This is a genomic window from Streptomyces sp. JLBG701, assembly GCF_058544905.1.
Genome location: NZ_CM178588.1, coordinates 10,529,311 through 10,553,201 on the forward strand (window position 1 = coordinate 10,529,311; position 23,891 = coordinate 10,553,201).

General features: G+C 69.9%; 21 protein-coding genes and 2 pseudogenes. 11 read left to right on the forward strand and 12 right to left on the reverse strand.

Annotation, left to right across the window (positions count from 1 at the left end):
* Nucleotides 1-33 precede the first annotated feature (33 nt).
* Nucleotides 34-1,392: a ricin-type beta-trefoil lectin domain protein gene (locus AC5DRG_RS48155; RefSeq protein ID WP_491806646.1), complete on the reverse strand. Its 1,359-nt coding sequence runs from the start codon at nucleotides 1,390-1,392 to the stop codon at nucleotides 34-36.
* Nucleotides 1,393-1,708: 316 nt separating this feature from the next.
* On the opposite strand from AC5DRG_RS48155, the gene AC5DRG_RS48160 reads away from it, so the two are divergent.
* On the forward strand, nucleotides 1,709-2,266 hold the full coding sequence (locus AC5DRG_RS48160; RefSeq protein ID WP_491806647.1) for a TMEM175 family protein: 558 nt from the start codon (nucleotides 1,709-1,711) through the stop codon (nucleotides 2,264-2,266).
* 48 nt (nucleotides 2,267-2,314) lie between these two features.
* Here the strand turns inward: AC5DRG_RS48160 and sthA are convergent, their stop codons facing one another.
* Nucleotides 2,315-3,718, reverse strand: coding sequence for a Si-specific NAD(P)(+) transhydrogenase (gene sthA / locus AC5DRG_RS48165; RefSeq protein ID WP_491806648.1), 1,404 nt, complete (start codon nucleotides 3,716-3,718; stop codon nucleotides 2,315-2,317).
* A gap of 169 nt (nucleotides 3,719-3,887) precedes the next feature.
* Between sthA and AC5DRG_RS48170 the strand changes: the two genes are divergently transcribed.
* Nucleotides 3,888-5,009 (forward strand): sulfite oxidase, encoded by a 1,122-nt coding sequence (locus AC5DRG_RS48170; RefSeq protein WP_491806649.1) that lies wholly within the window; start codon nucleotides 3,888-3,890, stop codon nucleotides 5,007-5,009.
* On the opposite strand, the gene AC5DRG_RS48175 is transcribed toward AC5DRG_RS48170, so the two are convergent.
* The gene (locus AC5DRG_RS48175; protein WP_491806650.1) at nucleotides 5,006-5,212 is read right to left on the reverse strand and encodes a hypothetical protein; all 207 of its coding nucleotides are present in this window, start codon (nucleotides 5,210-5,212) and stop codon (nucleotides 5,006-5,008) included. The genes AC5DRG_RS48170 and AC5DRG_RS48175 overlap by 4 nt on opposite strands.
* Before the next feature lie 180 nt (nucleotides 5,213-5,392).
* Here AC5DRG_RS48175 and AC5DRG_RS48180 point away from each other — a divergent pair, with 180 nt between their 5' ends.
* Nucleotides 5,393-7,651, forward strand: coding sequence for an MMPL family transporter (locus tag AC5DRG_RS48180; protein WP_491806651.1), 2,259 nt, complete (start codon nucleotides 5,393-5,395; stop codon nucleotides 7,649-7,651).
* A 60-nt stretch (nucleotides 7,652-7,711) separates the two neighbouring features.
* The gene (locus tag AC5DRG_RS48185) at nucleotides 7,712-8,050 is read left to right on the forward strand and encodes a hypothetical protein (RefSeq protein WP_491813362.1); all 339 of its coding nucleotides are present in this window, start codon (nucleotides 7,712-7,714) and stop codon (nucleotides 8,048-8,050) included.
* Here AC5DRG_RS48185 and AC5DRG_RS48190 read toward each other — a convergent pair.
* Nucleotides 8,047-8,946 carry a Gfo/Idh/MocA family protein gene (locus AC5DRG_RS48190; RefSeq protein ID WP_491806652.1) on the reverse strand — a complete coding sequence of 300 codons (900 nt, stop codon included), beginning with the start codon at nucleotides 8,944-8,946 and terminating at the stop codon, nucleotides 8,047-8,049. The two genes, AC5DRG_RS48185 and AC5DRG_RS48190, sit on opposite strands and share 4 nt — an antisense overlap.
* Before the next feature lie 151 nt (nucleotides 8,947-9,097).
* Here AC5DRG_RS48190 and AC5DRG_RS48195 point away from each other — a divergent pair, with 151 nt between their 5' ends.
* Nucleotides 9,098-10,864 (forward strand): ABC transporter ATP-binding protein, encoded by a 1,767-nt coding sequence (locus tag AC5DRG_RS48195; RefSeq protein WP_491806653.1) that lies wholly within the window; start codon nucleotides 9,098-9,100, stop codon nucleotides 10,862-10,864.
* A 160-nt stretch (nucleotides 10,865-11,024) separates the two neighbouring features.
* Nucleotides 11,025-11,580, forward strand: a pseudogene (locus tag AC5DRG_RS48200) (transposase); the annotation flags it as partial.
* A gap of 162 nt (nucleotides 11,581-11,742) precedes the next feature.
* Here the strand turns inward: AC5DRG_RS48200 and AC5DRG_RS48205 are convergent.
* Complete coding sequence (locus tag AC5DRG_RS48205; RefSeq protein ID WP_491806654.1) at nucleotides 11,743-12,339, reverse strand: DUF308 domain-containing protein; 597 nt, start codon at nucleotides 12,337-12,339, stop codon at nucleotides 11,743-11,745.
* 212 nt (nucleotides 12,340-12,551) lie between these two features.
* Here AC5DRG_RS48205 and AC5DRG_RS48210 point away from each other — a divergent pair, with 212 nt between their 5' ends.
* Both AC5DRG_RS48210 and AC5DRG_RS48215 read left to right on the forward strand, forming a co-directional pair.
* Nucleotides 12,552-13,733 (forward strand): sensor histidine kinase, encoded by a 1,182-nt coding sequence (locus tag AC5DRG_RS48210; RefSeq protein WP_491806655.1) that lies wholly within the window; start codon nucleotides 12,552-12,554, stop codon nucleotides 13,731-13,733.
* On the forward strand, nucleotides 13,733-14,392 hold the full coding sequence (locus tag AC5DRG_RS48215) for a response regulator transcription factor (protein ID WP_491806656.1): 660 nt from the start codon (nucleotides 13,733-13,735) through the stop codon (nucleotides 14,390-14,392). The genes AC5DRG_RS48210 and AC5DRG_RS48215 overlap by 1 nt, the downstream gene beginning before the upstream one ends.
* Before the next feature lie 137 nt (nucleotides 14,393-14,529).
* Here the strand turns inward: AC5DRG_RS48215 and AC5DRG_RS48220 are convergent.
* Both AC5DRG_RS48220 and AC5DRG_RS48225 read right to left on the reverse strand, forming a co-directional pair.
* Nucleotides 14,530-14,631, reverse strand: a pseudogene (locus AC5DRG_RS48220) (IS982 family transposase); the annotation flags it as partial.
* A 102-nt stretch (nucleotides 14,632-14,733) separates the two neighbouring features.
* A complete protein-coding gene (locus AC5DRG_RS48225) occupies nucleotides 14,734-16,788 on the reverse strand; it encodes a SpoIIE family protein phosphatase (RefSeq protein ID WP_491806657.1) in 2,055 nt (684 codons plus the stop codon).
* Nucleotides 16,789-17,054: 266 nt separating this feature from the next.
* Here AC5DRG_RS48225 and AC5DRG_RS48230 point away from each other — a divergent pair, with 266 nt between their 5' ends.
* Nucleotides 17,055-18,230: a serine hydrolase domain-containing protein gene (locus tag AC5DRG_RS48230; RefSeq protein ID WP_491806658.1), complete on the forward strand. Its 1,176-nt coding sequence runs from the start codon at nucleotides 17,055-17,057 to the stop codon at nucleotides 18,228-18,230.
* Nucleotides 18,231-18,246: 16 nt separating this feature from the next.
* Here the strand turns inward: AC5DRG_RS48230 and tgmB are convergent, their stop codons facing one another.
* The 4 genes from tgmB to AC5DRG_RS48250 form a co-directional block, all read right to left on the reverse strand.
* Nucleotides 18,247-19,230: an ATP-grasp ribosomal peptide maturase gene (gene tgmB, locus AC5DRG_RS48235; protein ID WP_491806659.1), complete on the reverse strand. Its 984-nt coding sequence runs from the start codon at nucleotides 19,228-19,230 to the stop codon at nucleotides 18,247-18,249.
* Nucleotides 19,231-19,246: 16 nt separating this feature from the next.
* Nucleotides 19,247-19,438: a putative ATP-grasp-modified RiPP gene (gene tgmA / locus AC5DRG_RS48240; RefSeq protein ID WP_491806660.1), complete on the reverse strand. Its 192-nt coding sequence runs from the start codon at nucleotides 19,436-19,438 to the stop codon at nucleotides 19,247-19,249.
* A 131-nt stretch (nucleotides 19,439-19,569) separates the two neighbouring features.
* Nucleotides 19,570-19,881: a YkvA family protein gene (locus AC5DRG_RS48245; RefSeq protein ID WP_491806661.1), complete on the reverse strand. Its 312-nt coding sequence runs from the start codon at nucleotides 19,879-19,881 to the stop codon at nucleotides 19,570-19,572.
* A gap of 241 nt (nucleotides 19,882-20,122) precedes the next feature.
* Nucleotides 20,123-21,229, reverse strand: a complete 1,107-nt coding sequence (locus AC5DRG_RS48250) for an IS701 family transposase (protein ID WP_491813363.1) — start codon at nucleotides 21,227-21,229, stop codon at nucleotides 20,123-20,125.
* A gap of 166 nt (nucleotides 21,230-21,395) precedes the next feature.
* On the opposite strand from AC5DRG_RS48250, the gene AC5DRG_RS48255 reads away from it, so the two are divergent.
* Nucleotides 21,396-21,800 carry a type II toxin-antitoxin system PemK/MazF family toxin gene (locus AC5DRG_RS48255; protein ID WP_283968348.1) on the forward strand — a complete coding sequence of 135 codons (405 nt, stop codon included), beginning with the start codon at nucleotides 21,396-21,398 and terminating at the stop codon, nucleotides 21,798-21,800.
* Nucleotides 21,801-21,938: 138 nt separating this feature from the next.
* Nucleotides 21,939-22,589: a hypothetical protein gene (locus AC5DRG_RS48260; RefSeq protein WP_491806662.1), complete on the forward strand. Its 651-nt coding sequence runs from the start codon at nucleotides 21,939-21,941 to the stop codon at nucleotides 22,587-22,589.
* 27 nt (nucleotides 22,590-22,616) lie between these two features.
* On the opposite strand, the gene AC5DRG_RS48265 is transcribed toward AC5DRG_RS48260, so the two are convergent.
* A complete protein-coding gene (locus tag AC5DRG_RS48265) occupies nucleotides 22,617-23,720 on the reverse strand; it encodes a hypothetical protein (protein WP_491806663.1) in 1,104 nt (367 codons plus the stop codon).
* Nucleotides 23,721-23,891 lie beyond the last annotated feature (171 nt).

The window sequence follows — 23,891 nt, forward strand, 5'->3', positions numbered from 1 at the left end:
CGGTGGTGGGGGTGGCTGGTGTTGGGGGCCGGATCAGCCGGTGTAGCCGGCGAAGACGCGGGTGTAGTCCCAGTCGGACTGGCTGACGCCGGAGCAGCTGTCGGCGGGACCGCCGGTGCACGGGCGGTCGCGGTTGACGGACCAGAAGGTCAGCCGGGCCAGGTGGTGTTGCTGGGCGTAGGCGAGCATCGTCCGGAAGTCGCCCACCGTGACGGTCTCGTTGACGTCGGTGATGCCGTTCATCGACGAGATGCCCATGTCCCGGTAGGCCTGGTCGTCGCTGTAGCCGTACGCGTTCTTCAGCGCGGTCTTGAGGCCCTCGGCCGCCTGCACGGTGAGGTTGCCCATGTTCTGGCCGGCGCCGCCGAAGTCGAACGGCATGATGGTCCAGGCGTCCACGGTCAGACCGGAGGACGCCGCCCGGTTGATCAGGCTGGTGTCGGGACCGCTCTGGCCGGTGCCGATGGTGACGTACACCTTCAGGCCGGGGTTGTTCGCCTTGACGGTCTTGAGCGCGTCGACGGTCCGCTGCTGCACGGTGCCGCTGCTGTAGGCGTCGGCCTCCAGATCGATGTCGATCGCCTTGAGCCCGTAGGCGTTGATGACCTTCTGGTACGCGGCGGCGAGTTCGCTCGCGCTGGAGCAGGAGCTCTCCAGCTTGTTGCCGCTGTAGCCGCCGAAGGACGGGACGACGTCACCGCCGCCTGCCCGCACGGTGTTGATCGTCTGCTGGTCGACGCCGCCGGTCAGCGCCCGGCCGCCGTCCCACTGCGGGTTGCAGTAGCCGTTGCTGAGCACGAAGGCGAGGGTGAAGTACTTGACGCCGGTGGCGTTGGTGACCGTGGTGGGGTTCGGCGGGCTGCCCCAGCCGTTGTAGAGGTACGGCGCCACGGCCATCGGCGCGGAGGGGGTGGTGCCGTCGCCGGCGGCGGGCGCGGTCCACTTCTGGTTGGCGCCACCGCTGCACGTCCATATCTGTATGCGCGTGGCGTTGGCGGAGCTGTTTCCGGTGACGTCCAGGCACTTGTTGGCCTGCGGGTTGACGATGTCGCGGGCGGCGGAGACCGTCCACTTCTGGTTGGCGCCGCCGGTACAGGTCCACAACTGCGTGGTGGCGCCGTCGGCGGTCGAATTGCCGGTGATGTCAAGGCACTTGCCGAGGGCGCGGATGGTTCCGTCACTGCCGACGGTCCACTGTTGGGCGGCGGTGCCGTTGCAGTCGTAGAGCTGAACGGCCGTGCCGTCGGCGGAGTTGGCGCCGGCGACGTCCAGGCACTTGCCGGCGAGGCCCGTGACGGTGCCGGTGGCGGCCTGTGCGGGGGGCGCCGTGAGCAGGCCTGTTGCCAGGGAGAGCGCGGTGAGCGAGACAGCTGCGGACAGAGGTCTGGGCATGGGCGCAGGGGCCTTTCGTGGGGGGTGAAAAACCGAGGCTGCGTTCACTTCATGAACGTGATGGAGGTCCCGTGATGCTTGGCTGACCCGTGAACCTAAAGGTATGGACCACTTACGTCAAGAGGTGAAGTAAGCATTGAAGGAAGCGAATTGCAGCTTCCGCTCAGGCTTCACTCGGAGGCGAAGCGCACGGGCCCGGCGTTCGCCTCGCGTCGTCGCTCGCGCAATCCGGTGGCTCCGGGCACGCGCACAACTTGATCACCTGGCGTACCCCCGGGCCTCGGCCGCACGTGGTACCTCTGGCGTCCTCGGCGCGTTGGAGATCACCATCCCGGAGGGGCTGCCCGACTCCGAAGTCGCCCACGCTGTCGGGGAGGCGCTGCCGGCCATCGGCGCCTATCTGCTCGGCTTCGCCGTCATCGGTTCGCTCTGGGTGGTGCAGCACGCCCTGTTCCGGTCGATCGCCGCGATCGACCGCTGGCTGCTCTACCTGTACTTCCCGCTCCTGGCGCTCGTCGCCGCCCTGCCCTTCCCAACCCGGCTGATCAGCGAGTACGGCGACACGGCCACGGCGACCGCCATCTGCGCGGGGGCGCTCACCCTGGCCGGCGCCCTCGTGTGCGGGATGCACCTGCGCCTGGTCGCGCGGCCCGAACTGGCCGCTGCGCACGCCACTCCCGCAGTGCTGAAGGAGGCGGTCCGCCGCGGCCTCCTGCTGGTCCTGGTCGTCGCGAGCTCGATCCCCGTGGCCTTCTTCTCGCCATCTCTCGCCAAGTACTGGTGGATGCCGGCGGTCCCGGCCCGGCTGCTGCTCCGCGACTCGCAGGGCACCACCGAGCCCGTGGCCGAGGAAGGCGACGCTCAGCGGGGGTAGTTGGGCGCGGGCCCGCGCCCAACTACCCCCGCTGAGCCGGGTCTTCGATCAGTCCCCGATCCGGTCGATCTGACGCAGTTTGTTGGTGGCGTCCAGCGCGGCCACCTTGTAGGACTCGGCCAGCGTCGGATAGTTGAACACCGCGTCGACAAGGTAGTCGACCGTACCGCCGCACCCCATCACGGACTGCCCGATGTGAATGAGCTCGGTCGCCCCGGTACCGAAGCAGTGCACGCCGAGCAGCGTGCGGTCCTCGGGGGAGACCAGCAGCTTGAGCATGCCGTGCGAGTCGCCGATGATCTGCCCCCGGGCCAGCTCCCGGTAGCGGGAGATGCCCACCTCGAACGGCACGCACTCGTCGGTGAGTTGGTCCTCGGTCCGCCCGACGAAGCTGATCTCCGGGATGGTGTAGATGCCGATCGGCTGGAGGTTGTGCATCTGTCCGACGGGTTCCTCGAAGGCGTGGTACGCCGCCGACCGGCCCTGCTCCATCGAGGTCGCCGCCAGCGCGGGGAACCCGATGACGTCGCCGACGGCATAGATGTGCGGCACCTCGGTGCGGTAGTGCTCGTCGACCGTGATCCGGCCGCGTGGATCCGCCGTCAACCCGGCCTTGTCGAGGTCGAGTTCGTCGGTGAGGCCCTGCCGGCCCGCCGAGTACATCACCGCGTCGGCGGGGATCTTCTTGCCGCTCTCCAGCAGCGTGAGGGTGCCCCGGGAATGCCGCTCGACCGCGGCGACGGTCTCACCGAAGCGGAAGGTGACGGCAAGGTCGCGCAGGTGGTACTTGAGCGACTCGATGACCTCGACATCGCACATGTCGAGCATCCCGGCCCGCCGCTCCACCACCGTGATCTTGCTGCCGAGGGCGGCGAACATGGAGGCGTACTCCATGCCGATCACCCCGGCCCCCACGATGACCATGGAGCGCGGAACCCGCTCCAGATTCAGCACGTTGTCCGAGTCCATGATGGTCCGCCCGTCGAACTCGACGGTGTCGGGCCGGGCGGGACGGGTGCCGGTGGCGATGATGATGTTGTCGGCGCTCAACAGCCTTTCGTTGCCGTTGACTTCGCGCAACGCGATGGTGTGGTCGTCGACGAAGCGTCCCGTACCGGCGAACAGCGCCACATGGTTGCGGGACAACTGGTTGCGGATGACGTCGACTTCGCGGCCGACCACGTGCTGGGTGCGGGCGGTCAGATCGGCGACGGTGATGTCGTCCTTGAGCCGGTAGCTCTGGCCGTACAGATCGCGCTGGGTGAGACCGGTGAGGTACAGCACCGCCTCACGCAGGGTCTTGGAGGGGATGGTGCCGGTGTGGATGGAGACCCCGCCGACCATGTCGGGGCGGTCGATGACGGCGACCCGGCGGCCGAGCTTGGCCGCGGCGATGGCGGCCTTCTGCCCGCCAGGGCCGGATCCGATGACGAGCATGTCGAAGTCGCGCACCTGCACGAGTCTGTCAGTTCGACGGCCTCCACCGAAAGGGTGAACCGGTAACGGTCGACCCGGGAGAAGTCGGCGGAAACGTGGCGGGCGGGCGAGCGAACTCCCGGATGATCAACGGGAGTTGTCCCCACGGGCGCGCGAGTGGCCGTACAGGGCGATAATGCGATGCATGGGTCGTCGACTCGAGGACGTGAGCGCACCCGCCCGGCTGGCCGGCCCCGAGGAGGGCATCAGCCCGGACGAACTCGCGCTCGCCACCCGCAACCACGGTCTGCCGCTCGAAGCACTCCGCCACGACCTCACTCCACCGGGCCTGCACTACGTCCTGACGCACTACGACATCCCCTACGTCCCCGAAGGCGCCCCCTGGCAGCTCGACATCACCGGCCTGGTCCGCCGTCCCCTCCACCTCGACCTGGCCGACCTGCGAGCGTTTCCCCAGGTCACCACCCGCGTCACCCTGGAGTGCGCGGGCAATGGACGGGCCCTGCTCACACCCCGGCCGGTCAGCCAGCCCTGGCTCGTCGAAGCGGTCGGCACCGCCGAGTGGACGGGCGTACCCCTGCGGCTGCTGCTCGCCGAGGCCGGAGTCGACGCGGGGGCCGCTGATGTCGTTTTCACGGGCGCCGACCACGGAGTGGAACGCGGGGTCGAGCAGGACTACCAGCGCGCTCTCCCCGTGGACGTGGCCGCCGGGACCGAGCCCGAGGTCGTGGTGGCGTACGCCATGAACGGGGCGCCGCTGCCACCGCAGCACGGACACCCCCTGCGGCTGGTCGTGCCCGGCTGGTACGGCATGGCGCACGTGAAGTGGCTGCGCGAGGTCAGCGTCACCGACGAGCCGTTCACCGGTTTCCAGCAGGCCGTGGCGTACCGGCTGCGGCAGCACCCCGGCGACGAGGGCGAGCCGGTCACCCGGATCGCACCCCGCGCCCTGCTGGTCCCGCCCGGCTTCCCGGACTTCATGTCGCGGGCACGCGTGGTGCGGCCGGGCCCGGTGACCCTGGAAGGCCGCGCCTGGTCGGGGCGGGCACCGGTGACGAGGGCCGAGGTGAGCACCGACGGGGGCGACAGCTGGCAGGAGGCCGAACTGGAGCCCGACGACGGGCACCGGTGGGCCTGGCGCCGGTGGCGCTTCGACTGGACGGCGACACTCGGCGACCATGCGCTGAGCGCGCGGGCCACCGACGCCGAGGGCGGCACCCAGCCGCTGGACCAGCCCTGGAACCGCGGCGGGTTCGCCAACAACCTGGTCCAGCGGGTCCAGGTCCTCTGCCTGGACGGGCCTTAAGGCAGCAGCTTGTCGAGGGCGGAGGGGCCCTCCGCCGCCAGCTTCCGCTTGGCCCAGTCGAGGCTCTTCGGAGTGATGTCCTTGCCGGACGCAAGGACCAGGTCCTCGGGGGACACCTCGGTGCCGGTGCGGGCGTGGAGCAGGCTGTCCGGGGTGGTGCGGTCCTCGGACGGCCGGGACGCGTCGGGCTGTGACGTCGGCATGATCTCGCTCCTCGGGTCCGGGGATTGCTGCTGCGGTCCCGGTGCTGACAACGGGCCCGTTATCACCATTCAACGCCCTGGCCCACCGTGCATCCGGAAGCGCGCACTGGCTCGAAATGACGGGATGATCGGCGCGTCGTTCAATGGGGGTATCTGACGTCTCTTCTGGCGGTGAACGCTGTGTCATCACCCGCTCGTGCAGGCACCGGGGGCGAGGACAGGGCAGCCAGGGGGAGGCTGCGGCGGCTGGGGGAGTGGTGCGCTCGGCATTTCGTCGTCGTCATCGTGGCCTGGCTGGTGGCGCTGGCCGCCCTCCAGGTCCTCAACCATTCCTTCGGCGGCGAGTACTCGGACGACTTCTCGCTGTCCGGCACGCAGTCCCAGGAGGGCCTGGACGTGCTGAAGAAGCACGATCCGGCGGCCGGCGGCTACAGCAGCCAGATCGTCCTGCACGACAAGGACAAGGCGCTGACGTCGCTGAACTCGCAGATGTCGACGACCGTCGGCGACCTCCAGAAGCTGCCGCACGTCCTGTCCGTCCAGAACCCGCTCAGCGCCCCCTCCGGATCCCAGCAGCAGTCGTCCGGACAGTCGCAGCAGAACGTCGGCCCCCTCTCCACCGACGGCAAGACGGCCTACATCACCGTCCGCTTCGACGTGCAGCCCTCGACACTCGGGGACGCCTACCTGGACGGCGTGGACCACTCCGTGCAGCCGCTGCGCGCGGCCGGCGCCGACGTCGAGTACGGCGGCCCGCTGGGCGAACTGGCCCGGCCGGAGGCCGACGACCGGGTGAGCGAGCTGATCGGCTTCGCCGTCGCCATCGTCGTGCTCCTGGTCGGCTTCGGCAGCGTCATCGCGGCCGGCATCCCCCTGCTGACCGCGCTGATCAGCGTGGTGGGCGGCCTGGCCTGCCTCGGTCTGCTCGCGGCCGCGTTCACCTTCGCCACGGTGTCCCCGACCCTCGCCACGATGATCGGCCTCGGCGTCGGCATCGACTACGCCCTGTTCCTGATCACCCGTCACCGGCAGAACCTGATGGACGGCATGGATCCGGCGCGGGCCGCGGGACAGGCCACGGCGACCAGCGGGCGGGCCGTGCTCGTCTCCGGCTGCACGGTGATCATCGCCCTGGCCGGCCTGTCGGTCTCCGGCGTGAGCTTCATCGCCAAACTCGGGATCGCGGCCGCGGTGACGGTCGTCTCGGCGGTCGCCGGCGCGCTGACCCTCGTACCGGCCTTGCTGGGCCTCATCGGCACCCGCATCGACCGCTACCGGGTGCGCCGCCCGGTCGCCGAGACCGACACCGCGCAGGGCGAGCCGGTGCAGGGAACGTGGCACCGCTACGCGCAACGCGTCGAACGCCGGCCGTGGCAGTTCCTCGCGGCGGGCGTCACGGCGGTGGTCGTCCTCGCGATCCCGGTCTTCTCCATCCAGCTCGGCCACATCGGCGACGGAGCCGACCCCACCTCCTTCACGGACCGGCGCGCCTACGACCTGATGACGGACGCCTTCGGCCCCGGGTCCAACGGTCCCCTCACCGTCGTCATCGACCAGACCGCCGTACCGTCTTCCCAGCGCTCGGGCCTCGCCTCGCAGGCGCAGAAGACCCTGAACGCCGTCGCCGGCGCGTCCACCGTCACCCCGCTGACCCCCACCAAGGACGGCGACGTCCTGGTCGCCACCGTCTACTCGAAGCAGTCCCCGCAGAGCGCGGACACCACCGACCTCACCAACCGCCTGGTGGACCGGACCCTCCCCGACGCGGTCTCCGGCACGGCCGCCGACGGCTACGTCACCGGAACCACCGCCGCGCAGATCGACTTCCGCGACATCGTCGCGAGCCGGCTGCCCCTCATCATCGCCGTCGTCGTCGCCCTGGCCTTCCTGATCATCCTGGCCGTCTTCCGCGGCCTGCTCGTCGCCGTGAAGGCGGCCGTCCTCAACGTCCTGTCGATCGCGGCCTCCTACGGCGTCGTCGTCGCCGTCTTCCAGTGGGGCTGGGGCGGGCCCGCACTCGGTGTCGAGGGCAAGGTCCCGATCGAGAGCTATGTACCGATGATGATGTTCGCGATCATCTTCGGACTCAGCATGGACTACGAGATCTTCCTGCTCTCCCGCGTCCACGAGGCCTGGCTGCGCACCGGCGACGCGAAAGCCTCCGTCGCCCACGCCCTGGAGATCACCGCACGCGTCATCACCTGCGCCGCGCTGATCATGGTGAGCGTGTTCGCCGCGTTCATCGTCAGCGACAACATCGTGGTCAAGATGCTGGGACTCGGCTTGGCCGTCAGTGTCCTCATCGACGCCACGGTCGTACGACTGCTGCTGGTGCCGGCGGTCATGACGTTGCTGGGGCGGCACGCCTGGTGGACCCCGTCCTGGCTGGACCGGATCCTGCCCCACATCGACGCGGAGGGGGAGCAGGAGAGGCGGTGACCGGGTCCGGATGGGATGCTGCTGGACGCAGCGAACGACGAGAGCCGACGGAGGGCCGGAGTGGGGTTCGACGGTGAGGTCTGGAAGGTGTCCAGCGGGGCGGAGCCGGTCGGGGAGATCCTGATCGACGAAGCCGACTTCCCCTGGCTCGCGGGGCACTTCGCCCCCGGCCCCGGATTCGGCGCCGTCGAGGAACTCTTCGCCCGTGAACTGGCCCTCGCCGAACGGGACGACGAGGGCCACTGGGCGCAGTGGGAGACGGTCTACGACGAGATCCGCCGCCAGGTCTCACTGGCCTCGCCGGACGGCCCCGTCGCCGAGTTCCTGCTGCACATCGACGGGGACCGGGCCTGGTTCCGGTGGAGCGACGAGCCCTTCGACGACGAAGCGGACGGTTAGCCGGTCACAGCCTGCACGTCACCGGCCAGCCGGGCCTCGGCCACCGCGAGCACCTCGGTCACCCGCAGCGCGAACGCCGCGTCGCACGGGTGCGGGCGGCCGGTGCGCGCGGCGAAGAGCAGCGCGTCGACGGCTCGAACATAGGCCGGTTCCGCCCCTTCGGAGCTGCGGGGCAGCAGGTGTACGCCGGCCTCGCCGCGCAGCTCGACGGTGGCCCCCGCGGCAGCGGGCGGGGCGCCCAGGGTGAGCGTCAGGGTGCTCGACCCGCCGCCGGCGTGTTCCAGGACCAGGTGCACGGTGTCCTTCGGGCCGCGCGCGGCGGCCGCCACCTGCTTGACGTCCCCGAGCACCGGCACCAGTACGGACAGGGCGTGCGGGCCCACGTCCCACAGGCCCCCCTTCTCCTGCCGCCAGGGTGACGCCGCGAACGGGCTGTCGCTGGTGAACACGGCCCCGAACCACTCCGCCCGAGCCGTGAACCAGCCCGGAACGGCGGCCTGTTCGGCGATCCAGGCCGCCGGCTCGGTCTGGAAGCGCGTGGTGAAGAACACGACGGAGGCGACGCCGGCCCGCTCGGCCGCCTCCACGACGGCACGCCCCTCGGCCACGGTCGTCGCGATCGGCTTGTCAAGGAGCAGATGACAGCCCGCCTCGGCCGCGCGCACCGCCAACTCGGCCTGCACGGAAGGGGGCAGGGCCACGGCAACCGCGTCGACATCCGCGAGCAGGGCGTCCACGTCGTCGTACGCGCGCGTCCCGTGCGCTTCGGCGAGGGCCGCGGCCGCCTCCGGGCGACGCCCCCAGACGCCCACGAAGTCCAGCTCCTTGTGCCCGGCGATCGCGGGAGCGTGGACCATCTGAGCCCAAGGGCCGGTTCCGAGCAGTCCGATGCGCATGTCGCCGCCTTTCCCGAGAAGCGTCCGCGGTGATCGTCGCACGCTCACCCACCCGAGGCGCAAGCGGTTCGACTGTTCTGCGCCGGAGCGGGAAGAAAGCGCTTGCCTATGATGCAGAGACCATTGGGGACACCGGGAAGGACCACCGTCGATGGCGTCACCGCCACAACCGCTCGACCACCGCTACCGCGACGAGCACCCCGTCCGCACGCTCGCCTACCTGCTGCGCACCGACCGCCGCCAACTGGCCCTCGCGGTCCTCGTCTTCACCGTCAAACACAGCCCCATCTGGCTGCTGCCGCTGATCACCGCGTCCATCATCGACATCGTCGTCCAGCACCAGCCGGTCGGCAGACTCTGGCTGAGCACCGGCATCATCCTGGCCATCCTGCTGGTCAACTACCCCCTGCACGTGCTGTACGTCCGCCTCCTGTACGGCAGCGTGCGCCGCATGGGCACCACCCTGCGCTCCGCGCTGTGCACCCGCATGCAGCAACTGTCCATCGGATACCACTCACGGGTCAGCGCGGGCGTGCTCCAGGCCAAGGTCGTACGCGACGTCGAGACGGTGGAGCAGATGGTGCAGCAGACCGCCGAGCAGGGACTCGGCGCCGCCACCGTGCTCATCGGCGGCCTCGTCATCATCGCCGTGCGCACACCGGAGTTCGTCCCCGTCTTCCTCGTCGTCGTACCGGTCGCCGCCCTGCTCGTCTCCCGCCTCAGGGCCCGGCTGCGCACCCACAACGAGGACTTCCGTCACGAGGTGGAGACCCTCTCCTCCCGTGTCACCGAGATGACCCGCCTCATCCCCGTCACCCGCGCCCACGGTCTGGAGGGCAAGGCGCTGCGTCGCATGGACGGCACCCTGCGCCGCCTCCTGACCTCCGGTATGCGCCTGGACCTGCTCAACGGCCGCTTCGGCTCGCTGGCCTGGGTGGCCCTCAACGTCGTCGGCGTACTGGTCCTCGCCGGCGCGGCCCTGGTCTCCTACTACGGCGTCTGGGGCGTCACCCCCGGCGACGTCGTCATGCTCAGCGCCTTCCTGACGACCCTCACCAACTCGACGACCACCCTGACGGGCCTGGCCCCGGTCATCACCAAGGGCCTCGAATCGGTCCGTTCGGTCGGCGAGGTGCTGCAGGCGCCCGAACTGGAGGACAACGAGGGCAAGTCGGAACTCACCGCACTGCGCGGAGCCGTCACCTTCCAGAACGTCGGCCACAGCTACGAGGACAACGACCGAGCCGCGGTACAGGACTTCACCCTCTCCGTCGCACCCGGCGAGACCATCGCCCTGGTCGGCGCGTCGGGGGCCGGCAAGTCCACCGTCCTCAACCTCGTCATCGGCTTCATCCGCCCGACATCGGGCCGACTCCTCCTCGACGGCACCGACATGAACACCCTCGACCTGCGCACCTACCGCCGCTTCGTGTCGGTCGTCCCCCAGGAGTCGATCCTGTTCGACGGCACCATCCGCGAGAACGTCGCCTACGGCATGGACGACGCCGACGAGGCAACGGTCCGCGCGGCCTTGCGCGACGCCAACGCGCTGGAGTTCGTCGACCGCCTGCCGCAGGGCTTCGACACCCTGGTCGGCGAACGAGGCGCCCGGCTCTCCGGCGGACAGCGCCAACGCCTCGCCATCGCCCGCGCGTTGATCCGCGACCCGAAGGTCCTCGTACTCGACGAGGCGACCTCCGCACTCGACACCCGCTCGGAGGCCCTGGTCCAACAGGCCCTGGCCCGCCTGCTGCACGGCCGTACGACCTTCGTCGTGGCACACCGCCTGTCCACCGTCCGCGGTGCGGACCGCATCGTCGTCATGGACGACGGCCGCATCCGCGAGATCGGCACCCACGACGAACTCCTGCGCCGGGGAGGGGCGTACTCGGCGTTGCACAGCGGCCAGGTGGCGTGACACGCCGGGAAATGGTGTTGTACGCGCGCGCTGTGCGGACGTACGTTCGAAGTGAAAAAACGTGAGCGTTACCCGTGCCGGTTCGCCGCGCTCTTAGGGTGGTGGATGTGGCGCGATGGTTCGAGTCGTTTCAGAACCCGGCGGCGGTGGAGCCGACCGGCCGTGCGGGATGTCCCGCCCGACGGTCCAACGTTCGGACCTCGCCGGGTGGGCCGGGTACGGCTACTGCGCCTCCCACTCGCGGTTCTTCTGGGGCCTGCGCCTCTATCCGGTCTGCACCCCGACTGGCAATGCCCATCGTGTGGGCGCTGGCCAACCCGAAGATCGGCGAACGCGAAGTCCTGGCCTCGATGCTGGAGACCGACGCCGGCCTGGTCGCCGAACGCGAGGGCATCCTGCTCATCTCGGACAAGGGCTTCGCGGGCAAGGCGTTCGAGAAGGACCTCACCGGGCAAGGCATCGAGCTACTGCGGCCGTCCCGCAAGCGGGAGAAGGCCCGCTATGGCGAACCCATGCTCAAGAAGGTCCGCCAACTCATCGAATCGGTCAACGACACCCTCAAAGGCCAGCTCGACCTGGAACAACACGGCGGCCGGACCTTCGAGGGCGTCGCCATCCGGGTCGCCCAGCGCATCCTCGCGATGACCGCGGCGATCTGGCACAACCGCAGGACCAGCGCCCCGGTCACCCGATCCCTGATCGCGTACGACCACTGATCACCGTTGGCAAGCAGCGCCTTGAGAGCCTTGTACGCGGCCATGGTCTTCTCGAAGCGGTCCGGCGCGGGCCGGTGCAGGATCAGCAGGTCGATCTGCTCGACGCCGAGTTTGCGCAAGACGCCGCGCCTCCGGGAGAGGCGGTGGCTCCGACGGCGGTGGTCAACGCTTTTCACGTCGGCTGCGGATGCTCAGGGCGATGACGGAGACAAGGAACCAGAAGGCACCGAAGGCTGAGTATCCGGCGACGGTGGACAGGCTGCTCGTCGCCGAGGCGGACATGGCAGCGAAGGAGGCACCGGCGAGGACGGACAGTCCGCCGCTGATGACCATGGGCCACTGGGCACCGACGGTGCGTCGGCGCCGGATCGCCACGACGAGCTGGATCGCTCCGGAAAGGAGGGCCCAGATGCCGAACACGAGCAGGGCCGTCCCAATGGTGGAGAAGACGGCGATGATCATCCCGGCGGTGGTGGCGAGGCCGAGAGCCATGTTGGTGGTACCGAAGCGGTCCGTGGAGCCGGTGCCGGCCGTGCGACGCTCGAGGAGCGTGGCGATGACGTCCCACAGGGGGTAGATGACGAGCAGCACGGCCGCGATCACTGTGGGCTTGTCCGTCGACATGAGCGAGGCGGAGGTCGTGACGACGAGTGCCACCCAGATCAGGGAGAAGGCGACTCGGATCAGGTAGAGCGATCGGAGCCCGGAGGACGTCGTCGTGGTCGTGGTCGTGCTCGAAGTCACGGTGGTCTGAGTCATCGGGTGTCCCGTTTTGTGATCGTGATGGTGTGAGACGGTCGCCTCGATGAGCAGTCTCAGCGGCCTCGGGAGGGGCCGTGTACTTCGAACGAAGTAGTTCTGCCATCCACTTCGAATCGAATGAGTTCTGCCGTCCCCATCGCCCGGACCGGGCTCGCCGTCTACATCATTCGAAGTACACGGCCGCAGCACACGTGGACGAGAATCAGACCATGGCCAAGGCGCAGAACAATCAGGACGGGCCCGTGGCACCCCTGTGGGTCCGCCGCCCCGAGGCGCTACACCTCGTCGCCTATTCGGTGGCCGCGCTGGTGGTCACCGGCCAGATCGTGGCAGTGATCCTGCGAGGGTCGGATTGGCCGACGGCCCTCTCCGTGCTCCTCGCCGGTGGCGGTGTCGCCCTCTCATGGTGGAGGCCGTGGGCAGGACTGGTCGTGACGAGCGCGGCGTCCTTCGCCGTCACAGCGGTGGGCCACGACCCCCTGTCGGTGTGGATGACGGCGGTGCTCGTGCTGTTCTCGGTCACCCTCAGGGGGAAGCAGCCGCTGGCCGGAACCGGCATCGTGGCGGCGTTCTTCCTGGGGGCGTTCATGACGCTGGGAGGATTCCGTGGCGGCGCGATCGTGGGAGCTGCCGCACTCTTCTCAGCCATAGCAGGAGGTGCGACCGGGGCGGCGCTGCGCATCCATCGAGAGCACTGGCGCACCCTGGAGGAACGGGCCGAAAGCGCCATCGCCACCCGCGAGATCGAAGCCACCCGACGGGTGACCGAGGAACGACTCCGCATCGCCCGGGACCTCCACGACGTCATCGGCCACCAGGTCGCGATGCTGAGCCTGCATCTCGGTGCCGCGGAGATCGGGCTGCCCGAAGATGCCGAGTCCTCCCGGCAGGCCCTCGTCTCAGCCAGGTCCAGCGCCCGCACCGTCGTCGTCGAAACGCAACGGATCCTGGCGCTCCTCCGCCTCGGAGACGACATCTCCGACGACGAGGCGCTCCGGCCGACCCCGGCGCTCAGCGGCCTGGAAGGCCTTATCGCCTCTTTCGAGAGCATCGGCCTCGACGTCCATCCCTCCATCGACATCCCCGCCGGTTTCGTGGAGCCCAGCGTCGGCGTGACGGTCTACCGAATCGTTCAGGAAGCACTCACGAATGCCTACCGGCATGGAGAGGGGGCGGCAACGGTGGATGTGCGCGAGCGCGACGGCAGGATCTGCGTCACCGTGGAGAACCGCGTCGGTCACTCACTGCGCGGCTCCGGCTCGGGCAGCGGACTCGGACTCGTGGGGATGCGCGAACGCGTCGAGTCCTCCAGCGGGCGGCTGACGATCGACCGTGACGACGGGCGATTCCGGGTCCATGCGGAGTTCAGCCCCCTGGGAGCCGTCGTCTGATGACGCGGATTCTGATCGTCGACGACCAGGACGAGATAAGGGCCGGCATCAAAGCGATGCTGCGGCTCGACCCAAGTCTCGTTGTTGCGGGTGATCTCTCCGATGGACTCCAGGTCGTCCCCTTCCTCCGGGACCACCCCATCGACCTGGTCCTGATGGACATCCGGATGCCCGGCATCGACGGTGTCGAAGCCACCCGCCGGATCCGCAAAGAGCACCCACCCGAAAAGATGCGGGTGATCGTGCTGACCACTTTTGACCAGGACGACATCGTTCTCGCCGCCCTTCGCGCGGGCGCCAACGGTTTCCTGAGCAAGACCGTGAGCCCCGCTGAACTCGTCGCCGGAATCACCGAGGTCGTTGGCGGTGGCGGTGCGCTGTCGGCCGCCGCGACGGCCGCGCTCATCGGTCACATGACCGACAGTCCGCCCCCGTTGATCGACCAGGAACTGCTGCGACGCTTCGACGCTCTGACACCCAGGGAGCGGGACGTGGTCGTTCTCGTCGCGAGCGGTCTCGGCAACGACGAGATCGCGGCCCAGATGTCCGTGTCGCCGTTCACCGTGAAGACGCATGCGGTGCGGGCCATGACGAAGGTCGGCGCACGTGATCGAGCGCAACTCGTCTCGTTCGTCTTCCGGGCCGGCCTCTACCCCTGAGCCTGCCGAGCAGAACCCCGAAACAGGTGGCCGCCGTGGCGATGCCGAGCAGTCCGGCGGGCGGGAAGGCGTGGGCACGTACCTGGAAGACCTCGCCGTCGCGCTGCGCGAGCGGCGTGCCTGGACCTGTACCTGCGGAGCAGGGCTTGCGCCACGGCAAGGCAGACGAGCTCGGAGTCGGTCATCGGCGGTGGCCGTCCCATCCACCGGGTCCCTCCGATCTCGTCGTCGATCTTCATGTACAGCGCGGTCAAGAGGGTGTTCAGGTCTTGCGTCACAAAATGATCTTGAGCGCCCTCTTTTCAAGCTCGCGCACCGGCCCCGACATCGGACTCATTCGTCTAGGGCCGCGCACCCTGTCTCCGCACCAGGAGCAGTGCCACGTCGTCGTCGGGTTCCGGGCGCAGTGCGCTGAGGAGCATGTCGCTGGTTCTCTCCAGGGACTGGCGGGTGCCCTGGAGGATGCGGGTCAGGGTCTGCAGGCCGGTGTCGATCGGCTCGCTCCGGTTCTCCACCAGTCCGTCCGTGTAGAGGGCGAGGAGTGAGCCCGGGGCGAGGTCGAGTTCCACGGTGTCGAAGTCGACGCCGCCGACGCCGAGGGGGACGCCGCCGGGGATGTCGACGAGCTCCGCCGTGCCGTCGGGCCGGACCACGACCGGCGGTAGGTGGCCCGCGCTGGACAGCGTGCAGGTGCCCCGGTCGAGGTCGCACACGGCGTAGACGCAGGTGGCGATCGCGTCGCCGAGCGTGCTCGCGATGTCGTCGAGGTGGCGCAGCAGCTCGGCCGGCGGCAGATCGAGGCGGGCCAGGGCGCGGGTGGCGGTCCTCAACTGACCCATGATTGCGGCGGCTTGGACTCCCTTGCCCATGACGTCCCCCACCACCAGGCCGGTCCGGCCTGGCCCCAGCGCCAGTACGTCGTACCAGTCACCGCCGACCTCGCTCAGCGCCGGCAGATAGCGGGCGGCGATTTCAAGGCCCTCCCGCTGGGGCGGCGCGGGCGGCAGCAGGCTGCGCTGCAAGGTCAACGCCGTGGTCCGTTCGCGCCCGTACAGGCGGGCGTTGTCGATGCAGATCGCGGCGCGGGCGGCGAGTTCGGAGGCGAGGAGGCGGTCCTGGTCGTCGAAGGCACGGGAGTTGATGGTGCGGTAGAGACTGAGCGTGCCGAGCACCTCGCCCCGCGCCATCAGCGGAACCGCCAAGTACGAGTGGACGCCCGCCGCGTGCAGCGTCTGCGTCGCTCGGGCGTCCCTCGCGATGCGCCGCATCATCGGCGGATCGACGTGCTCCACGAGGACCGGCCGGGCTTCGCGCACGCACTGGGTGATGATGCGGGTCGAACTGTAGGTGGCCAGCTCGCCCACCGGATCCGCGGCGTGGATGGCGTCGGTGAGATACCCGGCGGCGACGGCCAGCGCCCGGAACTCGGCGGGAGCGTCCCCGGCGACGGGAGTGATCGTGCCGTGCGCCACCACGGACTCCAGGACGTCGACGGCCGCCAGGTCCGCCAGATGCGGCACGGCCACGTCGGACAGTTCCCGCGCGGTCTGCTGAAGATCCAGCGTGGTCCCGATCCGCACCCCCGCGTCCGCGACCACCGACAGCCGCTGCCGGGCCTGGGCCACCTCGGTGGCCGCCTGCTGCCGCTCGGTGACGTCCAGCACGGCCATGGCCAGCCCCAGCACCCGCCCCTCCGCGTCCTCCAGGCGGTGGTAGGACTCCGAGTACGCGCGATCCTCCGTGTCCGCCGCCGTCCGGCCGACCGTCTGCTGGTCGAGCAGCGGATTGCCGGTGGCCAGGACATGCCGCATACGCGACTCGATGGCCGCCACGTCAAGATCCGGCAGGACCTCACCCACCCGGCGGCCGAGCACCGCTTCCTCCGGCACTCCGTTGATCCGCTCCAGCGCCGGATTGACGCCCACCCACCGCAGGTTCGTGTCGAACACCGCGATTCCCACGGGCGTCTGATTGACCAGACTGTGCGAGAGGGCCAGATCCCGCTCGACCCCGCGCACGGTCGTCGCGTCCGCCATCAGCCCCAGCAGATGCGGCTCGCCCTGGCTGTCGCGAAGCTGCATCGTGCGGAACTCCACCTGACGCTCGCTGCCGTCCCGGTGCAGCAGCGGGAACACCCCCGCCCACCGGGCACCGGACCCCACCTGCGCGAACAGCTCCCGGGCCCGCACCTGGTCGTCCGGCGACACCAGCAGCCGGTCCGCGCGCTGCTGGAGGGCCTCCTCCGCCGGGTATCCGAGCAGCCCCTCGGCCTCCGGGCTCCACAGCGTGATGTATCCGCCCGCGTCCAGGACCACGGCCGCGACCCGCAAAAGGTCGAGCAGCCCTCCCGGCGCCGCGGTGACCCCGTCACCGTCCCCCGTCGCATACCCCTGCATCCCAGCCGCTCCTCCCGGGGCGGCATCGGCACCGCCAAGATCCGTCCACGGGATCTCCGATTACGTCACAGGACGGTCCGAAGGGCAACATCTGACGCGGCGTGAACACAGGGCCGTATGGAGCACGAGCGCGGGCCGGCAGCCACCCCGCCGCCGATGCTGAACGAACACGTTCGTCACAAACCCGTCTCTCACGAACACGTTCGTCACGAACCCATTCGCCGCCGACACCAGGAATTCATATGCCGCTTCCCCGCACACCACGCATGCGTACGCGTACCCGTCTCCACCTCGTCCCCCTCCTGGCCGCCGCCTGCGTCGCCGGCCTCGTCGTGACGCCGGCCAGCGCCGATCAGGATCACGGCCATGGACCCGGCCATGGACCCGACCAAAGCCTGAGACGTCAACTCGAACAACTGGTCGCCTCTCCGGGCGGCCCGCCCGGCGTCATCGCCGTCCTCCAGAACGGAGACATCCGCCGTGTCCTGCGCGCCGGAGTCGCCGACATCACGACAGGCCGGCCGATCGAACCCCGCGACCACACCCGCACCGCCAGCACCAGCAAGGCCTTCAGCGGCGCCGTGGCCCTGCACCTGGTGCAGCGTCAGGCACTCGGCCTCGACGACACGATCGGCACCCGCCTGCCCCGGCTCCCGCAAGCCTGGTCGTCGGTGACGCTGCGGCAGTTGCTGAACCACACCAGCGGCCTGCCGGACTACAGCGAGGACAAACGGTTCCTGCGGCTGCTCCTCGCCGACCCGCACCGCCAATTCGACTCCCGGCGCCTGCTCGACTTCGTGGCGGACAAGCGGCTGAACTTCAGCCCCGGCTCGCGGTACCGCTACTCCAACTCGGACAACATCGCCGTAGCCCTGATGACGGAGGCGGCGACGGGCAGACGCTACGAGGATCTGCTCCGCCGGATCGTCTACCGCCCCCTCGGCCTGCGGGACACGAGCCTTCCCCCGGGGTACGAGATGCCCGAGCCGTACATGCGCGGCTACGACGTCGGCGGATCCGAGCCCGAGGACGTCAGCGAGTTGGTCGGCACCTCGGGCCTGTGGGCCTCGGGCGGGATCATCTCCACCCCGCTCGACATGACGAGGTTCATCCGCGGCTACGCGGCAGGCGACCTGACCTCGGCCGCCGCCCTGCGCGAACAGCGCCGGTGGGTCGAGGGGGAGTCCCAACCCGCCGGGCCCGGCACCAACAAGGCCGGGCTGGGCATCTTCCGCTACGCGACCCGGTGCGGCACGGTGCTCGGGCACACCGGCAACACCCCCGGATACACCCAGTTGATGGCCGCGACACCGGACGGCCGGAACTCGCTCACCCTCACTCTGACCACCCAGGTCAACCGGTCGAACCCGGAACTGCTGCGCAGGTTCCGCACGGTGGCGGGAGCGGCCGTGTGCGCGCTGCTGCGGGGGCACCGCGTGTGAAGCCCGCGTCCACGGGTCAACGTACCGTCGTGTCACGGCCGTTGACGTGCCGCTGAGGCTGCGCGGCGGGCTCGGCCAGCCACTGTGCGATGCCCTGCGCGATGGGCTGGCCCGTGTCCACCTCGACGAAGCCGAACTGGCCCGACTGGTTGCACTCCAGGAACCACCAGGTGCCGTCCGCGTCCTCCGCGAAGTCGAAGGCGCCGTAGGTCAGTTCGGCATCCCGCATGTAGGTGCGGACGGCCGTCGCGAGGCGCGGCGGGACGTCGGCGGGCCGCCAGGGAGCGGTCGTCGTGGCGAAGCGGACGTCGACCTCGTCGGGGTCGGCGTCCGCCGGGGTCGCCTTGCGGGCGGCCAGCATCCGCTCGCCGACGACGGTCAGCCGGATGTCGGCACGCTTGGCGACCCGCCGTTGCAGCAGGGTGGGGCCGTAGGCGACGGCCGTGAAGTCCGCGTCCGGCGCGACGCGGCTGGTCGGCACGGCCCTGGGGGGCTCCTGCGGGTGGGCGCCGGAGACGGGTTTGACCACCAGGTCGGGGAAGCGCTCCGCGAAGTCGCGGGCGGCCTGCGGGAAGGTCGTGATCAGTGTGGCCGGCACCGGCAGTCCGCTGCGCTGGGCGAGGCGGAGCTGCCAGGGCTTGTGACGGGCCCGGCGGGCCGCGTCGGGGTGGTTCATCCAGCGCGCCTCGGAGCTGCGCAGCATGCCGTAGAGCGCCTGCGAGGCCTCCTCGGTCAGCCAGTTGGACGGCGCGGGGACCTTGGTGGCAGCGGTGCCCGGCCTGCGCACCCAGATCGAGCGCAGGCCGCTCATGCTCACCAGGCGCCCCGCGGACGACAGATGTCCGCGGAAGGCGCCGTGCACGTACTCGCCAGAGAGGGCGACGTCGGCGGTCAGATCGGCGGGATCGAGCCGGACCACCGGGACGCCGGACGTGTGTAGGTGCACGACCACCATGTCCGCCGTCACGTCTTGTTCACTGGTCAGGATCAGCACGGTCATTGTTGCCGGTCCGTGTTCAGTCGTCGAAGTGGGTCTTCGAGCCGGCGGTGGACGTCGTGGTCCCCAGCTCTCTCAACAGGGCGTGATCGGCGGCGGCGACCCGGCCGTCCAGGAGCACGTTCAACTGCATTCCGGAGTCGTATATGTACGGAACGGTGGCCTCCAACTCCACCGCCGGGCGTGCGTAGTTGAGCGCGAACGGTTGCATCGTCTCTCCCTCGTCCGGTGCCGCCTCGAACACGCGGGGTCACCCGCGAAGTCGCCTGGCCCGTTGAATCCCTTCGGCTTCCATGGACTTATACGAATCGAACGAGTGATTGGTTTCCTTACGCTGCGTAATCACAGGCGGGGACGCTCGACCGGCAGGTCGTATTCGCCGGAGGACTGCTTGCGCGCCTGCCCGCGCATGGTGCGCAGAGCGAGCAGCAGGACGCCGATGTCGTCCAGGTACACCGGGTCGGGCAGCAGGTCCGCGGGCAGCACGAAGTAGAGGACGGCGCCCCAGAAAACCCACTTCGACCCGGTCGGCAGTCCGGCCTCCCGCAGGACGCGTCGCGTACGGACAAGGCGCACCAGCAGTCCGATGGCCAGCGCGAGTAGGACCGCCGCCAGCAACGCGGCGACGACGATCACAGTGGTGGTCGTATCCATGGGTTCCTCGTCTCCGGGCGGGTGTCCCCGATGTGCCTGCTCTCTTTTCGGATTCCCGGATACGGCGCCTGTATCGCCCGGACGGTCCTCATCCGTGTGCCGGTCGTCACATCTGTGCCTCACCTGAGTGGCAGGGTGCGGCCAGGGTGCCCGGCAATGGTCTCCAAAGGGTTGTGCGGCGCCGGGTGGGGGCGCGAGGGCGGCCGCACCCTTCTAATACTCCAGCCGTAGATCGTGATCTTCATGCTTGAGCGGCTTGTCGTCGGTAGTGGCTGGTCTGGGATCGGGCCTGGTGGCGGCGTCGCCAGACGGACCAGCCAAGCCGGTGGACAGGGTCAAAGACGTGTTGGATGACGAGCGTGATGAACAGTCGTTGGATCTCGTTGCAGGTGAGCGGTATCAGCTCGTCGGGTGAGGGATGACGGTCGTGTTCGTTCGCGCGGACGACGGCGAGGAAGGCGACGCGCACCAGGGTGGTCAGCGGCACTGCGGCCGGCGAGCAGCGGTAGTACGCGAGTTCGCCGGTGCTGCGGTTGCGGCGGATCAGCAACTGCTGGCTCCCGGGCCGGGGGTCGGTGAGGTCGATGACGGCCCAGTCGTAGAAGCGGTGGCCCTTGGCTCCGGCCCCTGCGGACAGCTTCTGCCAGGCTCTCTTGGGCACCTTCCTGGCCAGCGTGTCCGGGCGGAACTTCCCGGCGCCTGTGGTGACTTCGTGCGAGCAGGCCACCGCCAGGACGTAGCCGGTGCCGCGTTCCTCCAGCGCGGCGCGCAGCCTCGGGTTGCCGCCGTAGACCTCGTCTCCCGCGACCCATGCGGCCCGGTGGCCGGCGTCCGGGAATCGGGTGACCATGCGGGCGGCCAGCTCTGGCTTGGTCGCGAACTCCGTCTTGTCACCGAGTCCGGCGGCCCGGCAGCGGTCGGGGTCGGAGGTCCAGGAACGCGGAACATAGAGTTCCCGGTCGATCGCCGCGTGCCCTCGCGGGGTCGAGTAGGCGAGGTAAACGGCTACCTGGCTGTTCTCGACGCGTCCGGCGGTGCCGGTGTACTGGCGCTGGACACCGACGGTGTCGGTGCCTTTCTTCACGTCGCCGGTCTCGTCGACCACCAGCACCGCCTCGTCGTCGTGCAGATGCTCCACCACGTAGTCACCCACGTCGTCGCGGACCTGGTCGGCGTCCCACTTGGCCCGCCCGAGCAGGTGCTGCATGCCGTCCGGGGTCCTGTCCCCGGCCCACTCGGCGATGGTCCAGCAGTTCTTGCGCGGCAGGTCCGACAGCAGGTCGAGTACCAACTTCCGGGCTCGGCGCCGGGATTCGACCCGCGTGAACCGTCCCGCTATCCGGCTCATCAGGCCCTCGAACGCCTCCTGCCAGTGGGCAGGGTTTACGCTGTGACCTGCGGTCACCGCGTGATCTTCAGTCTTCACACACCGATGATCAACGGTGGCCGCACCCGTCTCCACAGCGCGTCAGGCTCGCGCAGCGTCTGTCTGCCGTCCTGTGTCTGGAGGACTTGTGCAACGTGGCGAAGTCTGGTGGGTCCAGTTCGACGAGCGGAGGTTGGTCGTACTGCTGTCGGGAGACGACGCGTCCGGGATCCGGGTGATGCAGGTCGTCGCTCCGGCGGGCGTCGACATTAGCGGTCTGGGCATCGAAGTGATGGTGGGCGCCGGTGAAGGAGTGCCGTTCGAAGGCGTGCTGCGGCTCGCGTTCCCGCGTCCAGGCTTCACCCCTTGCACGTGGCTGACCACTGTGTCACGGGACGACCTGATAGAGCGGGCGGCCGTCCTGTCCTCGGCGAAGCTCAGCGAGATTGACGATGCCCTCCGACTCGCTGAACAAGCGCAGGAGCAGACCCCGGCGACGACCGCGAAGCTCAGCGAGATAAGGGACGCCCTCCGTCTCGGTGAACTCGGGTAGAGGGAGAAGGAGCCGACGGCGTGGGCGGTCTCGGCCAGATGGTCGACGCTGTCCGACTGTCGCCTCGGCGCCCCTCTCATCACGCGGCTGGTCGCCCTGCTGACCCGGCCGCCACGCCGTGCGGACAGCACCGACGAGGTGATCCGCGCGGCGGCCGCCGGCCGGACCGTCGAGGAACTCGTGGAGCTGATCGGGCGCCTGGCCCGGGAGCGCGCCGAGAACGCGGCCCAGCCCTACCCCGACACGGCTGACGGGGAACGGACCGAGTCCCTCCATGCCGCCGAGTCTCCCGACACCGCCCGCGGCAAGAGCCTCATGGGCAGTGCCGACCGCCCCTGCCGCCACCGTGCGCCCGCCCGGCTCGCCGACCCGGTGTCCTGGCCCGCCCGCCGCGCGGCGGTAGCCCTGCTGCTGTGCGGGGTGGCGTACTTCCCGCTGCACCGCGACGGCGCGCCCCTCGACGTGTACGCGTTCGCACTCGGCGCGTCGAGGCTTGTGCGTCCTGCTGGCCCTCTTCCTGGCGCTGCGGCTGATGATGCCCGTGCTCGCGGCGGGTGTGGCGGTGCAGGCGGCCCTGGCCGCGGCCCAGTTGCTGGAGGGCCGGTTGCATTCGGCGGGCCTTTCCAGGGCCATGGACATCACGGCGGCCCCGCCCTGGACCGCCGGTTGACGGCGACCGTCGCCGCCCTGGCCGCGCTGGCTGCCCTGGTCGTGGCGCTGGCGCCGAAGAGGCCGGTCAGCGTCCTGGACGTCCGCCCGATGGCCGAGTCCCACCGGACCCCGGACTGACCCCGCCGACCAGCGCCCGCGCGGACGTCACGACCGCGGACGCCGGTTGGCGCCCTTGAGCCGGTCGAACGTCCGGCTCAGTTGCTGGAGCGGCGAACCGGTCGGCGCCCCCGGCCGGTCCCGCTCCTCGGGAACGGCCCCCGAGGACTCCCGGTAGGCGGCGAGCGCCTCGTGGGCCTGTTCGGCGGCCTCCCGGTACAGGTCGCGGGACTTGGTCATCGCGTCGAGCGCCTCGGCGTACATGGCCACGAGCTTGCGTTCCCGGGCCAGTTCCTCCTCGATCCTCAGCAGCCGCCAGTCCTCCCGCAGCGCGGTTACGGCGGCCTCGGCCCCTTCCGGGAACGGCCTCGGCAGTACGGCGTAACCCGTCACTTTCTCGATGAGCTCGGTGGGCTGGGAACCGTCCAGGAACACACTGCGTACGGCGAAGTCGTCGCCGTCGTAACCGTGCGGGGCCGGAATGCCGGGCAGCACCACGGCACCGCCCCGCGGCACCCGCACACCCAGGTCGTCCAACGCCCAGTTGACGGACCGCAGTTGATGCGGCGCCGCCCGGTGCTCCACCACGCGGTGCCGCAGGCCCGGCGGCAGCAGCTCCGCAAGGGGTGTCAGCCCGCGCTCGTCCGGTGTCATGGCCTCATGGACGACGACATGGATGCCCCAGGTGTCGCGCGCGCCGCTCTTGAGGAGGCGCTTCATGGCCTTGTCGTCGGACGGCAGGGGGTTGAGGTCCCGGAAGCGCAGCTCCGTGGCGGCGGCCTCGTGGTCCCACGTGGCCTCGGGTGTGCCGGGCCAGAACATCGTGGCCGGCGAGGGCCATCGCAGGTCCCACGGACTCTCCGCCTCCGCGACGAGCGCCCAGTCCTGCCCGCCGGTCGAGCTGTCGAACGGTCCGACCGTGATCCGGGCTCGCACGGTCACCGCGCCCCGGACCCGCCAGCGTGCCTCGAAGGTCAGCTCCGGGGAGTCCCCGGTGTGGGGCACTTCCTGATGGTCGTCGATGACCCCGCTGTCCTTGTGCTGTCGCAGGGTCCGCCGCAGCACGTCCTCTGCGGAGGGACCGATGTGGCGGCCACGGGCCAGCCACACGGTGGGCGGGACGGTCGGGTGGGCGGAGGAGGAGTTCGACATGAGTCTTTCTGCGAGCGGGGGCGGTGTACGTCTCCCAGTATCGTCGCCGCAGGTCGCGGAATGTCGGGCGGGGGGGCCGGAGGCCGCCGCACCGCCCGGCACACGGGATGTGCGCCGCACGCACGGGGTGTGCCCGAACCGTCCAGGTCGCGGCCCTTCACCCATGTTCCG